The organism is Nocardioides maradonensis (assembly GCF_054777115.1).
The window spans coordinates 99,700-112,707 of record NZ_BAAHAZ010000001.1 but is presented as its reverse complement, the minus strand read 5'-3'; the positions used below and the strand labels follow the sequence as shown (position 1 = coordinate 112,707).

Below are 13,008 nucleotides of genomic sequence, written 5' to 3'. Positions count from 1 at the left end.
GTTCTGTGCTGTGAGGCCGAGGCCGTCGGAGCCACGCTCGGCCCATCAATCGGCGAGGGTGAACCAGTCGGAGAAGCCGGAGGCGTCGTGGCGGCCGAGGGCGCCGTGCTCGAAGAGCCCCCACCCCTGCGACCCGTCCGGTACGCCGGCGCCGGGGCCGTGCACCGTGGCGGACCCGACGTGGTCGATGACGCCGAACATGACCCGCCCGGCGACGGCCGGGTCGTTCATGTCGTAGGTGAGGCGCTCGGTGAAGCCTGCGCCCTTCCACACCCCGTGGGCCCAGTCGGAGTCGCCGCCGTACCCACCGCCGACGTGGATCGGGACGGGCAGGTGCGAGGCGACCTCGAAGCGGACCTCCTCGCCGCGCGGCGTGGTGCAGTGCAGGGTCGCGCCGGTGGGGACCCGGGTGCCCGAGGCGTAGCGCACCTCGACCCGCGGCCAGCCGAGCTGCTCGACCCGGCCGTCCTTCCACACCCGGGTGCAGTCGTTGACGGTGCGGTAGCCGTCCGGGGTCTCCTGGATGATCACGCACAGGCAGAACTCGTCGAACGCGATCGGCACGTAGAGCCACCACATGCCCTCGAAGGCCGGGTCCGCGGGCTTGCCGGCCGGAGCGGCCTCCCCTGACGGGCGGATCCCCCACGACCGGTCGCGCGACCCGATCCAGATGTCCGGCGAGACCGTGATGTCCTCGCCGTCGAGGTGGATCACGCCCTCCCACGAGCCGACCTGTGCGAAGCGCTGCGCGTCGAGGGTAGTCCCGGTCCCCTGCCGCATCACGTGCGGCAGCTCCTGGACCGGCGGGAACAGCCCGCGCCACGTCAGGTCGAGGCCGATCCCGTCGGTCTCCTCGAGCACCACGCGCAGCTGCTTGAGCGGCGCGGCCACCTCGATCCGGTAGCCGCCGACGGAGTGCGACATCCGGTCGGCGCCGCGCGGGTCGGCGGCGTCGGAGAGGTGCACCGCGGTCTGGGTGTCGCCGCGGCGGACCAGCACGAAGGCGTCCTTGGTGCCGAGGTTCGGGTAGAAGCCCATCCCCGAGATCAGGAAGATGTCGCCGGTCCGGTCGTGCGCGTTGAGGTAGGAGCGGTCGTAGAAGTTCCGGTCGCTGCTGCCCGACCAGGTGACCGGTCGCGGCAGCTGGTGGATGGGGTACTCGTCGAGGGGGCCGAGGCCGACGTACTCACCGTGCAGGCCAGCCTCGGTCCCCGCGGCACCGGTCCAGCTCATGCGCCCACCTCCGCCAGCAGCTGCTCGACGAGCGGCTTGCAGTGGAAGAGCGTCTCGACGTCGTCGGGCCGCTCGATCTCGCCGAAGTGGATCTGCCGTGTGCCGGTCCGCATGAAGACCACGCACCAGACGACGCCGTTGTAGAGGTGGTACCAGCCGAGGTCGCCGAGGGAGACCCCCGTGCGCCGCTCGTACGCCGCCCGCACGTCCTCCTCGCGCAGGAAGTCCGGCATGCCGGGTAGCTCGAAGACGGCCGCGATGGTCTGGAACACCCGGTGCGCGAACACCAGCCACGAGACGTCCATCTCGCGCGGGCCGAGGGTCGCCATCTCCCAGTCGAGGACGGCGGCGGGCGCGAAGTCGTCGTAGAGGACGTTGCCGATCCGGGCGTCGCCCCAGCAGAGCACGGCCTCGTCGGTGGCGGGCAGGTGCTCCTCCAGCCACGCCAGCGCGCGTTCCACCATCGGGGAGCGACCGATGTCGGCGGCGGCCCACGCGTACCACCCGCGCAGGTGCGCCAGGTTGCGCGCCAGCATCGTGCTGCCCGGCTCGGCCGGGGCGAGGAAGGCGTAGTCGTCGGCGGGCAGGGCGTGCAACCCGGCCAGCACCGCGACGGTGCTCTCCTGCAGCCTCCGCTGGTCGTCGGCCGAGGCGTCGTACAGCCAGTTGTCGCCGAACGGGTACGGCATCACGTCCGGCGGGACGACGCCGCCGACCCGGTCCATCAGGAAGAACGGTGAGCCGATGACCTCCCCGGTCGGCTCGAGCCAGCGCACACCCGGCACCGGCACGTCCGACTGCTCGCGGACCAGGCGGAGGACGTCGTACTGCGCACGGAGGTCGTACGCCGGGAACACCGGCACGTCCTCCGCCGCGGGCGCGACCCGGGCGACGTACTCCCCCACCCTCGGCGAGCCGTCCTCGACCCAGGCGACGTCCAGCACGACCGTCTCCGACGACATGCCGTTGGCATCGATGCCCGCGTGGATGGTGACCCGCGGCCCGGCACCGGCCGGCAGCTGGGTCGCGAGCCACTCCTCCAGGCGGCCGGTCAGGGCGTCGACGTCCCGGCTGGAGCGCTGCAGGTGGAAGTCGGGCGGCGTCTGCTGGGTCACTGCATCTCCTGACCAACGATCTAGAACAGGTTCTACCTCGGTTGGTTACGGTACTCTCGGTCTCGAAAGAAGGGAAGGGGTCCGTGCCAGCAACCTCCCGGGCGCGTACGACCGGCCGCCCGCGCGACCCGCGCATCGAGCAGGCGGCCCTGGCGGCGGTGCGCGAGCTGCTCACCGACGGCGGCTACGCGGCCGTCACCGGCGCAGCGGTCGCGCAGCGCGCGGGCACCACCAAGAGCGCCCTCTACCGGCGCTGGCCGGCGCTCCCCCACCTGATCCACGAAGCCGCCTTCCCCAGCGAGCTCGCGCTCGACATGAGCCTCGGCCAGGACCTCGAGGCCGACGTCGCCGGCATCGTGCGCGGCACCCGCGACGCGCTGTGCTCCCCGGTCGGCGCGGCCGCGCTCCCGGCCCTGCTCAGCGAGATCACGACGTGGCCCGACCTGCACGCGGCGATGCTGGAGCGGTTCGCCGGCGCGTTCCAGGCCATCGACGAGCGGCTCCAGCGGGCGATCGCCGACGGCGAGGCCCACCCCGACGCGCGCGCGACCGACCTCCTCCAGGTCGTGATCGGCACGATCATCGCCGGCGTGCTGCTGACGCCCGGGCAGCTCGACGACGCGTGGGCGGACCGGCTCACCGCGACGCTGGTGCGCGGGCTCCGTCCCTGACGGCGACCGGGATCCGCTCGTACCCCCGCAGCACCCGGGTCTCCCGCCGCTCGGGCGTGCCGGAGACGCGCAGGTCGGGGTGGCGCTCGTAGAGCAGGCGCAGGGCCGTGGCGGCCTCCAGCCGGGCGAGGCTGGAGCCGATACAGTAGTGCACACCCGCCGAGAAGGCGAGGTGCTCGGCAGCGTTGGGTCGGGTGACGTCGTACCGGTGCGGGTCGGCGAAGACGTCGGGGTCGCGGTTCGCGCCGCCGAGGATGACCAGGGTCGGCATTCCCGCCCGCAGGGGTACGCCGGCCACGACCGTGTCGCGCTGCGCGACCCGCATCGTCATCTGGACCGGCGGGTCGAACCGGAGCGTCTCGTCGACGGCGTTCGCCCAGCCGTCCGGGTCGGCCAGCAGACCCGCGAGCTGGTCCGGGTGGCGGTCCAGGTGCACCACGGCGTTGCCGATCAGGTTGACGGTGGTCTCGAAGCCGGCGCCGAGGACCAGCAGCCCGACCTGGTGCAGCTCGGTGTCGGACAGCGGGTCCGGGGCGTCGGAGGTGATGATCTGGCTGAGCAGGTCCTCGCCCGGGTCGCGCCGGAGCTCCTCGACGTGGGCGGCGAACATCGTGTGCAGCTCGCGCATCGCGGCCTCGGCCGCGCGGTACTGCCGGAAGGTCAGCGCCGGGTCGAGCGTGGTCGCGGCCAGGTTGCCCAGGGCGAGCACCCGCTCGCGGTGCTCCTCGGGCACCCCGAGCAGCTCGGAGATGACGACGACGGGCAGCAGGGCGGCGTACCGCTCGACGAGGTCGAAACCGGTCTCGCCCTCGAGCTCGTCGAGCAGCCGGACGGCGACCTCCTCGACCCGGTCGACCATCCGGCCGACCTTGCGGGCGGTGAACGCGCGGGCGACCTGCTGGCGGTAGCGGCTGTGCTCGGGCGGGTCCACCGCGAGCATCGAGGGCGGGTCGAGCGGACCCATCACGCCGGGATCGGAGATCCGGGCGAGCAGCCGGCGCAGCGGGACCGGCAGCTCGCCGTGCCCGCCGCCGACGCCGAAGTCCTCGCTGCGCAGGATCTCGTTGCAGGCGGCGTGCCCGACCGCCGCGGCCATCGGGCCGTTGACGACGAGCGGGCCCTGCCGGCGCAGCCCCTCGAAGCCGGGCACCGGGTCGCGGTGCAGCTCGGGGTCGATGGCGAGCCGGGCCGAGAGGGCGCCGCGCCGCGCCCCGAGCCGGATCATCGTCCGACCGAAGCCGAACCCCAAGGCCCAGCGGCCCCAGGTCCTCGCCTCCTCGCGCACCTCATGCGGCGACATGGTCGCTCCCGTCCTCGGTGAGGTGCGCGTGGCGCTCCAGGATCCGGCGTACGCCGGCGAAGCGCTCGTCGATCCGCCGGCGCTGCTCGTCGAGGACGGCCTCCGGCAGGCTGGGGTCGACCTGGGCGTCGCACGCCAGCTCCCAGCGGTAGCGCAGCATGGCCAGCATCGTGGCGCGGTCGCCGAACAGCTCGGCGTGCTCCTCGCTCCACGGCAGCGGCGCATCCGGACCGGCCAGCTCCGTCTCGAGCTGCCGCAGCACCTGCCACCGGCGGTGGGTCTCGCTCCATCCCATGACGTCCTCCTCGTCCGCGGCCGGCTCGGTGCCGGTTCGACGCCATCGACGCTAGGCGGCCGGGGACGTCTCCAGCATCGCCCCGTGGACCGCATCCCGCGTCCTACCGCGGGAGGAGATCGGGTGCCGCCCGCGGACGGATGCCGACCGCCCACGGGCGGATCTACGCTGGGCGGCGTGATGGCCCTGGGGACGCGGTGGAAGCGCCGCATCGAGGAGCACTGCCTGGCGCACGGCATCTCCTACCCCTGGTACGTCCCGGTGCTGACCTGCGCCGCGACCTTCGTGTGCGCCGTGGTGGCGCTGAGCCTGCGCGACGCGCTGTGGCCGATCGGCCCGCTGTGGGCCGTGCTGGTGCTCGTGCCGGCCGCCGGCGTCATCCAGCTGGTGGGCGGCGTGTGGCTTCCCTGGTACGTCGACATCCTCGGCGCGATGACCGGCGCAGCGCTGCTGCTGGCCACGCCGACCAGCCCGCACTTCGCCGGCCTCGACGCGGTGCCGGTGCTGCTGATGTGCGTGACCGGCGAGTCGACCGGCCGCGACGGTGTCCGCCCCGGAACGGCGGTCGCGCTGATCTCCGCCACGGTCCTCGGCGTGCACGCCGCCCTCACCGACCTGGCCGTGCTCCCCTTCCAGCTGCTCACGATCCTGCTGGGGTACGTCGTCGGCGCGATGATCCTCTGGCAGGGCCGCGCCCTCGCGGCCGAGCGGATCGCGCGCGAGCAGGCCTGGCAGCAGGCGACCATGGCCGAGCGGCAGCGGATCGCCCGCGAGATCCACGACCTCGTCGCGCACTCGCTGAGCGTGACGATGCTGCACCTGACCGGCGCCCGGCACGCGCTGCGCGACCTGGGCGCGCCCACCTCGCCGGACGAGGTCGCGGCCACCGTCACCGAGGTCGACGCCGCGCTGGCCGACGCGGAGGCGGTCGGGCGCCAGGCGATGACCGACATCCGGGCCACCGTCAGCACGTTGGCCACCGGCCCCAGCCCGCTGGCGCCGCTGCCGGGCGCGGCCGGGATCGCGGGCCTCGTCGAGCAGTTCGGTTCTGCCGGCCTCGAGGTGCGGTACGACGAGCGCGGTGACCTCTCCGGGCTGCCGGAGCCGACCGGGCTCGGGCTGTACCGGATCGCGCAGGAGTCGCTGAGCAACGCGGCCAAGCACGCGCCCGGCGTACCGGTCACGATGCGCCTGGTCGCCGCGGATGCCGAGGTCCGGCTGTCGGTGCGCAACGCCGTGCCGACCGGGCACCGGCTCGGCGCCGGCTCCGGGCTGGCCGGGATGCACGCCCGCGCCGAGCAGCTCGGGGCGACGCTGTCGGCGGGCGGTTCGGACGACGGCTGGGTGGTGGACCTCCGGCTGCCCGTGGGCCGGTCCGGGCCGCACTGCCCCGTGGGGCTGCTGCCCGCGGTGTCCGCCCGGACAGCGGAGGCGCGGTGATCCGGCGGTGATCCCGGCCCAGCCCGTCGGCCTGGTGCTCGTCGACGACCAGGAGCTCGTGCGCTCCGGCCTGCGCCGGATCCTGCGCCGTCGTGACGGATTCGAGATCCTGGCCGAGTGCGCGGACGGTGCCGAGCTGCCCGCGGCCGTCGACTCCCTCGGCGACACGATCGACGTGGTGCTCATCGACCTGCGGATGCGTCAGGTCGACGGCATCTCGGCGATCGAGGCGCTGCAGCAGCGCACCGACCCGCCGCCCGCGCTCGTCCTCACGACCTTCGACGACGACGAGCTGCTGTCCGGCGCGCTGCGGGCCGGCGCAGCCGGGTTCCTGCTCAAGGACTCCCCCGCGGACGACCTGATCCGCGCCGTGCGGACCGTCGCCCTGGGTGGCTCGTGGCTGGACCCGGCCGTGACCGGGCGGGTGCTGGCGGCGTACCGCTCGACGCCGGTGGCCCGCACCGGGCCGGCCGTCGACGCCCTCACCGACCGCGAGGTCGAGGTGCTGCGGGCCATCGCGGCCGGGCGCACCAACGGCGAGATCGCCGGCGAGCTGTTCATCTCCGAGCTCACCGTGAAGAGCCACGTGGGCCGGATCTTCAGCAAGCTGGGGCTGCGGGATCGGCCGGCCGCGATCGTGTTCGCCTACGACAACGGGCTGGTGGGCGGCTGACGCTGCTGTAACACGTGGTCCGGCGGGGTAACACGTCGTCCGGCGAGCTAGCGGCCCGCTGGAGGTGCTGGCAGCCTGTCCGGACGGGCTGCTAGCAGCCAGAACCGGCGACCAGCTCGCGCAACCACGTGTTACAGCGCCCGCGGAGAGCTCGCGCAACCACGTGTTACAGCCCCCGCAGAGAGCCGCACAACAGCGTGTTACAGCAGCCGAGCGGCCCGACACTCAGTGGGCTGACTCCACGACCTCGACCCGCTGGAACTCCTTGAGCTCGGTGTAGCCCGTGGTCGCCATGGACCGCTTGAGCGCTCCGACGAGGTTCATCGTGCCGTCGGCGACGCGGGAGGGACCGAACAGGATCTCCTCGATGGTGCCGACCTGCTCGAACTGGACCCGCTTGCCGCGCGGCAGGTCCGCGTGGTGGGCCTCGGTGCCCCAGTGGAAGCCGTGACCGGGCGCGTCGGTGGCACGGGCGAAGGGCGAGCCGACCATGACGGCGTCGGCGCCGCAGGCGATGGCCTTGGCGAGGTCGCCGGAGGTGCCGATCGAGCCGTCCGCGATGACGTGGACGTAGCGGCCGCCCGACTCGTCGAGGTAGTCGCGGCGCGCGGCGGCGACGTCGGCGACGGCCGAGGCCATCGGCACGGCGATGCCGAGCACGGTGCGGGTGGTGTGGGCCGCGCCCCCACCGAACCCGACGAGCACACCGGCGGCGCCGGTGCGCATCAGGTGCAGCGCCGCCTGGTGCGTGGCGCAGCCGCCGACGATCACGGGCACGTCGAGCTCGTAGATGAACTCCTTGAGGTTCAGCGGCTCGGCCTGCGACGACACGTGCTCGGCGGACACCGTCGTGCCGCGGATGACGAACATGTCGACACCCGCGTCGACCACGGTCTTCGCGAACTCCTTGGTGCGCTGCGGCGACAGCGACCCGGCGACGGTCACCCCGGCGTCGCGCACGAAGCGCAGCCGCTCGGTGATCAGCTCGGCCTTGATCGGCTCGGCGTAGATCTCCTGCAGGCGGCGGGTCGCCTCGACGCCCTCGAGCCCGGCGACCTCCGCGAGGAGGGGCTGCGGGTCGTCGTACCGCGTCCAGAGGCCCTCGAGGTTGAGCACACCCAGGCCGCCGTGCCGCCCGAAGGCGACGGCGGTCTCCGGCGACATCACCGAGTCCATCGGCGCGGCCAGGATCGGCAGCTCGAAGCGGTAGGCGTCGATCTGCCAGGCGGTCGAGACCTCCTCGGGGTCGCGCGTCCGCCGGGACGGGACGATCGCGATGTCGTCGAAGGAGTAGGCGCGGCGGGCCCGCTTGGCACGGCCGATCTCGATCTCGCTCACCGGAGGATCCTAGCGAGTGGAAACCTTGACCTCAGAACGAGAACAGGTTTCAGTTCTGGCGTGCGCAGAACCGCGATGCTCCTCGCCACCACGCTGCTGACCCTCGGCCTCGGTGCCACGACCGCGAACGCCCTCACCGGCGGCACCGGCACGCACGTCACGACCGTGACACCCGTGACGCCACAGCCGATCGTGGCCGACGTACCGCCGCAGAACCCGCACCTCGCGCCCGACGGCACCAACTCGATGCACAACGACGCCTACGGCACCAACGCCTACCAGGTCAGCGGCCCGCTCGGTCGCGACCTGCAGGTGAGCAGCCGGTCGTACGGCGTCTCCGAGTGCGCCACGATCGCGTTCGACTCGCGCGGCCGGATCGTCGGGCTGTGCGGCGGCCTGGAGGGCTTCGCGCTGCGCCTGATCGACCCGGTCACGCTGGAGCAGATCGCCACGCTCACCACCTCGACCCGGCCGCTCACCTCGCTGGTGGGCAACCCCTTCGCCGACATCTGCGGCGGCACCTACTTCTACCTCGACAACCACGACGTGGCCTACGTCGTCACGACCGACAAGACGATCATCCGGGTCAAGGTCGGCGCCACGTCGCTGCGGAAGATCGGGACCTACGACGTCTCCGCGCAGGTCCCCGGCAAGGACTGCCTGGTCGCGACGATGCCCGACTGGTCCGGCAACGTCTTCTTCGCGACGCAGCAGGGACGGGTCGGCGTCATCAAGCCGACGACAGGCGCGGTCCACACGATCCGGTTCGTGGGCGAGGGCATCTTCAACTCGATGTCGGGCGACGAGACCGGAGCCGTGTACGTCGTCACCGACCACAAGCTCTACGCGATCGCCGCCGGCGCGGCCGGTGTCCCGCACGTGCGGTGGGCGGCGGCGTACGAACGCGGCAGCGTGCAGAAGCCGGGCCAGCTCTCCCAGGGATCCGGTACGACGCCGACGCTGCTCGACAACGGGCTGATCGCGATCACCGACAACGCGGACCCGCGGATGCACGTGCAGTTCTACCGACGTACCGGGCCCGCCGCCGGCCGGCGGGTCTGCCAGGCGACGGTGTTCGCCGCCGGCGCGTCCGACACCGAGAACAGCCTGGCCAAGGCCGGGCCGGACTCGGTGATCGTGGAGAACAACTACGGCTACCGCGGCGTCCAGAGCACGATCCTGGGGCAGACCAGCTCCCCCGGCGCCGCGAAGGTGACGGCACGCGGCGGCACCTGCACCGTCGACTGGACCAACCCAATCGTCGCGCCGACCTCGGTGCCGAAGACCTCGCTGGCCAACGGGCTGGTCTACGTCTACGCGAAGCCACCGTCGAACCTGCTCGACGACAGCTGGTACCTCGCGGCCCTCGACATCCGCACCGGCCGGACCCGGTGGCAGCAGAAGACCGGCACCGGCATCACCTGGAACAACCACTACGCGTCGATCTACATCGGCCCCGACGGAGCGGCGTACATCGCGACCTTGGTGGGGCTGGTCCGCTTCAAGGACGGGAGCTGACTCACCGGTCGCGGAGCTGGTCGAGGAGCCGACGGTCGCGCTTGGTCGGGCGACCTGCTCCCCGCTCGCGCTGGAACACCGGCGCGGGCCGCTCCTCCTTCGGGGGAAGCGCCGGGGTGCGGTCCTCGTAGGCCAGCACGGCGACCGGCGCACCGACCCGCTTGACGAGCAGCTGCTTCACCACGACCACGTGCTCGCGGTCGGTGAACACCCGGACCTCGTCGCCGATCTTCACCGGCTGGGCGGGCTTGGCCCGCGCGCCGTTGATCCGGATGTGTCCGGCCTTCGCGCCGGCCGTGGCCTGGGACCGGCTCTTGTAGAGCCGGACCGCCCAGCACCAGGCATCCACCCGCACCGACATATCGCCCTCCTGCTGGAGGGACGATACGCCGGGCCCCCGAGGTCAGTCGCTGTCAGTGGCTGGCGTCGTGGCGCTCGCGGTCGGACGCGTCGGAGACATCGGTCCGGTCGGCGGTGTCGGCGCGGTGCGCTGCTCCGTCGGCGTCCGGATCGATCCGGTCCGCCTCGCGCATCCGGTCGACGTACTCCTTGCGCTCGCCCTCCAGCTTCTGCCGGTGCGAGCGCGCCATCGCCTCGCGACGGTCCGCCTCGGCGCGGGCCTCGCTGGACTCCGCCTCGAGACGGCGCGCCTCGGCCTCACGACGCGCGAGCCTAGGCTCGTCACGCCGGGCCTCGGCGCGGATCGACGCCGCGCGCTCCCGGTCGCGGTCACGCTTCTTGCGCCGGGCCAGCACCGCCAGGCCACCGAGGACCAGCAGGGCGACGACCACGTAGACCACGATCCAGCCGGGGTCGTTCCCGTCTCCGAACCAGTCGTTGAGATTCATCGTCGGCTCCTCTCGCCGACGACGCGGTACCCCGCCCTCCCGCAGCCATGCGGAAGGGACGTGGTCAGCGACCCGAGTAGTTCGGGGCCTCGACGGTCATCTCGACGCCGTGCGGGTGGCTCTCCTTGAGCGAGGCGGAGGTGATCCGGACGAACCGGCCCTTCTCCTTCAGCTCGGGGATGGTCCGCGCACCGATGTAGAACATCGACTGGTTCAGGCCGCCGAGGAGCTGGTGCGCGACCGAGGCCAGCGGGCCCTTGTAGGCCACCCGGCCCTCGATGCCCTCGGGCACGATCTTGTCGTCGCTGGTGACCTCGGCCTGGAAGTAGCGGTCCTTGGAGTAGGACTTCTTGCCGCGGCTGGACATCGCGCCGAGCGAGCCCATGCCCCGGTAGGCCTTGTACTGCTTGCCGTTGTGGAAGACGATCTCGCCCGGCGACTCCTCGGTGCCGGCGAGCATCGAGCCGACCATGACGGAGTCCGCGCCCGCGACGAGCGCCTTGGCGATCTCGCCGGAGTGCTTCATCCCACCGTCCGCGATGACGGGTACGCCGGCCGGGCCGGCCGCCAGGGACGCCTCGTAGACCGCGGTGATCTGCGGGACGCCGACGCCGGTGACGACGCGGGTGGTGCAGATCGAGCCCGGGCCGACGCCGACCTTGATCGCGTCCGAGCCCGCGTCGATGAAGGCCTGCGCGCCCTCACGGGTCGCGACGTTGCCGCCGATGACCTGGACGTGCTTGGTGGCCGGGTCGCTCTTCAGCTTCGCGACCATGTCCAGGAGCATCCGCACGTTGCCGTGGGCCGTGTCGGCGACGAGCACGTCGACACCGGCCTCGATGAGCATCGTGGCGCGCTCCCATGCGTCGCCGAAGTAGCCGATCGCGGCGCCGACCATGAGCCGGCCGTCGGCATCCTGGGAGGCGTTCGGGAACTGCTCGCCCTTGACGAAGTCCTTGACCGTGATGAGACCGGCGAGGCGACCCTCGTCGTCGACCAGCGGGAGGCGCTCGCGCTTGTGCTGGCGCAGCAGCAGCGTCGCGTCCTCGCGGGAGATGCCGGCCGGGCCGGTGATCAGGGGCATCGGCGTCATGACCTCGTCGACCTTGGTCGTGGCCCACTCCGCGACGGGGGTGAACCGCAGGTCGCGGTTGGTGATGATGCCGATCAGGTGGTTGTCGGTGTCGACGACCGGCAGGCCGGAGACCCGGTACTCACCACAGATGCGGTCGAGGTCCTCGAGCGTCGCGTCCGGGCCGATGGTGACCGGGTTCGAGATGATGCCGGTCTGCGTGCGCTTGACCAGGTCGACCTGGTAGGCCTGCTCCTCGGAGGACAGGTTGCGGTGCAGGATGCCGATGCCGCCCTGGCGCGCCATGGCGATCGCCATCCGCGACTCGGTGACGGTGTCCATCGCCGCGCTGACGAGCGGCGCCTTGAGCGAGATCTCGCGGGTCAGCCGCGCGGTGGTGTCGATCTCGTCCGGCGCGAAGTCGGAATGACCCGGCAGGAGCAGCACGTCGTCGTAGGTGAGACCGAGCGGGGCGAACTTCGCGGGAACCTCATCCATGGAGAGATCCTACGGCTCACCCGGGCGCCCGCACGAACCGCGGAGGGCCCTCGGACGCCTCGGGTCGGCCAGATCACACCGGTGCCGCGCGGACCGTGCCACGGCCGTCAGGACACCGGCGACGGGGCCCGCAGCTCGGCCAGCGAGATCCGCACCGTGAGGACGCCGTCGGCGACGCGGATCCGCCCACGCAGGCCGGCGGCGAGGACCATCGGGAGCACGGCCGCCGAGTCGCCGGGCGCCATCAGGACGATCTCGTCGCCGCCCCGGGCGCGCACCAGCCGGGCGATCTCGGAGAGCAGCCGAGTGCCGATGCCGCGCCGCTGCCAGGCCGGGTCGACCCACATGTCGACCGGCCACGGGCCGGCCTCCGGCACCGCGGCGGTCGCGCGCCCGGCGACGAGACCGCCGGCCAGCGCGGAGATGGTGGTGCCGTCGGCGACGTACTCCAGCTCGGAGCCGAAGGTGCGCGACGGGACCGGTACCCGTGCCTCGAGGGCACGGCCGACCAGGTCGGCGAGGGCGGCGGCCCGCTCCCGCTCCACCGAGGTGAAGGGGATCGAGCGGCGGATCTGCAGGGTCGCGCTGTCCCCCACGACCATCTCGAGCACGTCGGCCGCCGGGTCGTCGACGGCGACCTCGGCGTCGAAGAGCTCGGCCGCGATCTCCGGGAAGGCGGTGGGCCGGCTCAGGATCCGCTCGGCCGCGCGCACGTAACGGGTCGGCTGGTCCTCGGTCGCGGCGGCGGAGCACGGTGCGGCCGACACGAGCTCGCCGCCGGCCTCGGCGACCATGGCGGCGATCGCCGGCAGGCCGGCCTCGCCCCGGAGGTCGATCACCAGCTCGTCGGTCACCGAGCCCCGGTCACGGAACACGTGCAGCGCCACGATGTTGCCCTCGGCCCTCCCGCAGGCGGACGTGAGCAGGGCGAGGACTCCCGGGCGGTCCGGCAGCTTCGCGCGCACTCTCCACAGCATGTCCCGATCGTCGCTCGCGTAGATGACGCG

At 72.6% G+C, this 13,008-nt stretch carries 13 protein-coding genes; 4 read left to right on the top strand and 9 right to left on the bottom strand.

Annotation, left to right across the window (positions count from 1 at the left end):
* Window positions 1-45 precede the first annotated feature (45 nt).
* The gene (locus ACYVAQ_RS00450; protein ID WP_460786438.1) at window positions 46-1,233 is read right to left on the bottom strand and encodes a hypothetical protein; all 1,188 of its coding nucleotides are present in this window, start codon (window positions 1,231-1,233) and stop codon (window positions 46-48) included.
* Window positions 1,230-2,348, bottom strand: a complete 1,119-nt coding sequence (locus ACYVAQ_RS00445; protein ID WP_460786437.1) for a phosphotransferase family protein — start codon at window positions 2,346-2,348, stop codon at window positions 1,230-1,232. The genes ACYVAQ_RS00450 and ACYVAQ_RS00445 overlap by 4 nt, the downstream gene beginning before the upstream one ends.
* Window positions 2,349-2,431: 83 nt before the next feature.
* Here ACYVAQ_RS00445 and ACYVAQ_RS00440 point away from each other — a divergent pair, with 83 nt between their 5' ends.
* Window positions 2,432-3,019, top strand: coding sequence for a TetR/AcrR family transcriptional regulator (locus tag ACYVAQ_RS00440; protein WP_460786436.1), 588 nt, complete (start codon window positions 2,432-2,434; stop codon window positions 3,017-3,019).
* Here the strand turns inward: ACYVAQ_RS00440 and ACYVAQ_RS00435 are convergent.
* A complete protein-coding gene (locus ACYVAQ_RS00435) occupies window positions 2,985-4,319 on the bottom strand; it encodes a cytochrome P450 (RefSeq protein WP_460786435.1) in 1,335 nt (444 codons plus the stop codon). The genes ACYVAQ_RS00440 and ACYVAQ_RS00435 overlap by 35 nt on opposite strands.
* Window positions 4,306-4,614: a hypothetical protein gene (locus ACYVAQ_RS00430; RefSeq protein WP_460786434.1), complete on the bottom strand. Its 309-nt coding sequence runs from the start codon at window positions 4,612-4,614 to the stop codon at window positions 4,306-4,308. Before ACYVAQ_RS00430 ends, ACYVAQ_RS00435 begins: the two co-directional genes overlap by 14 nt.
* A gap of 180 nt (window positions 4,615-4,794) precedes the next feature.
* Between ACYVAQ_RS00430 and ACYVAQ_RS00425 the strand changes: the two genes are divergently transcribed.
* The gene (locus ACYVAQ_RS00425) at window positions 4,795-6,054 is read left to right on the top strand and encodes a sensor histidine kinase (RefSeq protein ID WP_460786706.1); all 1,260 of its coding nucleotides are present in this window, start codon (window positions 4,795-4,797) and stop codon (window positions 6,052-6,054) included.
* 7 nt (window positions 6,055-6,061) lie between these two features.
* Entirely contained in the window at window positions 6,062-6,727 is a 666-nt protein-coding gene (locus ACYVAQ_RS00420; RefSeq protein WP_460786433.1) for a response regulator, read from the top strand.
* Window positions 6,728-6,952: 225 nt separating this feature from the next.
* Here ACYVAQ_RS00420 and ACYVAQ_RS00415 read toward each other — a convergent pair whose 3' ends face one another.
* A complete protein-coding gene (locus ACYVAQ_RS00415) occupies window positions 6,953-8,065 on the bottom strand; it encodes a GuaB3 family IMP dehydrogenase-related protein (protein ID WP_460786432.1) in 1,113 nt (370 codons plus the stop codon).
* A gap of 60 nt (window positions 8,066-8,125) precedes the next feature.
* Between ACYVAQ_RS00415 and ACYVAQ_RS00410 the strand changes: the two genes are divergently transcribed.
* Window positions 8,126-9,583, top strand: coding sequence for a hypothetical protein (locus ACYVAQ_RS00410; RefSeq protein WP_460786431.1), 1,458 nt, complete (start codon window positions 8,126-8,128; stop codon window positions 9,581-9,583).
* Between the two features lies 1 nt (window position 9,584).
* On the opposite strand, the gene ACYVAQ_RS00405 is transcribed toward ACYVAQ_RS00410, so the two are convergent.
* From ACYVAQ_RS00405 to ACYVAQ_RS00390, 4 genes are all read right to left on the bottom strand, one after another.
* Entirely contained in the window at window positions 9,585-9,944 is a 360-nt protein-coding gene (locus ACYVAQ_RS00405) for an RNA-binding S4 domain-containing protein (RefSeq protein ID WP_460786428.1), read from the bottom strand.
* Window positions 9,945-9,996: 52 nt separating this feature from the next.
* Window positions 9,997-10,431 (bottom strand): hypothetical protein, encoded by a 435-nt coding sequence (locus ACYVAQ_RS00400; RefSeq protein ID WP_460786427.1) that lies wholly within the window; start codon window positions 10,429-10,431, stop codon window positions 9,997-9,999.
* 64 nt (window positions 10,432-10,495) lie between these two features.
* Complete coding sequence (gene guaB / locus ACYVAQ_RS00395) at window positions 10,496-12,001, bottom strand: IMP dehydrogenase (protein WP_460786426.1); 1,506 nt, start codon at window positions 11,999-12,001, stop codon at window positions 10,496-10,498.
* A gap of 107 nt (window positions 12,002-12,108) precedes the next feature.
* Window positions 12,109-12,978, bottom strand: a complete 870-nt coding sequence (locus ACYVAQ_RS00390; protein WP_460786425.1) for a GNAT family N-acetyltransferase — start codon at window positions 12,976-12,978, stop codon at window positions 12,109-12,111.
* Window positions 12,979-13,008 lie beyond the last annotated feature (30 nt).

Excerpts from the sequence above, each read along its gene's own strand:
- guaB (WP_460786426.1), bottom strand. The coding sequence starts at position 12,001 with ATGGATGAGGTTCCCGCGAAGTTCGCCCCGCTCGGTCTCACCTACGAC.
- ACYVAQ_RS00450 (WP_460786438.1), bottom strand. The coding sequence starts at position 1,233 with ATGAGCTGGACCGGTGCCGCGGGGACCGAGGCTGGCCTGCACGGTGAG.
- ACYVAQ_RS00400 (WP_460786427.1), bottom strand. The coding sequence starts at position 10,431 with ATGAATCTCAACGACTGGTTCGGAGACGGGAACGACCCCGGCTGGATC.
- ACYVAQ_RS00390 (WP_460786425.1), bottom strand. The coding sequence starts at position 12,978 with ATGCTGTGGAGAGTGCGCGCGAAGCTGCCGGACCGCCCGGGAGTCCTC.
- ACYVAQ_RS00430 (WP_460786434.1), bottom strand. The coding sequence starts at position 4,614 with ATGGGATGGAGCGAGACCCACCGCCGGTGGCAGGTGCTGCGGCAGCTC.
- ACYVAQ_RS00435 (WP_460786435.1), bottom strand. The coding sequence starts at position 4,319 with ATGTCGCCGCATGAGGTGCGCGAGGAGGCGAGGACCTGGGGCCGCTGG.
- ACYVAQ_RS00405 (WP_460786428.1), bottom strand. The coding sequence starts at position 9,944 with ATGTCGGTGCGGGTGGATGCCTGGTGCTGGGCGGTCCGGCTCTACAAG.
- ACYVAQ_RS00425 (WP_460786706.1), top strand. The coding sequence starts at position 4,795 with ATGGCCCTGGGGACGCGGTGGAAGCGCCGCATCGAGGAGCACTGCCTG.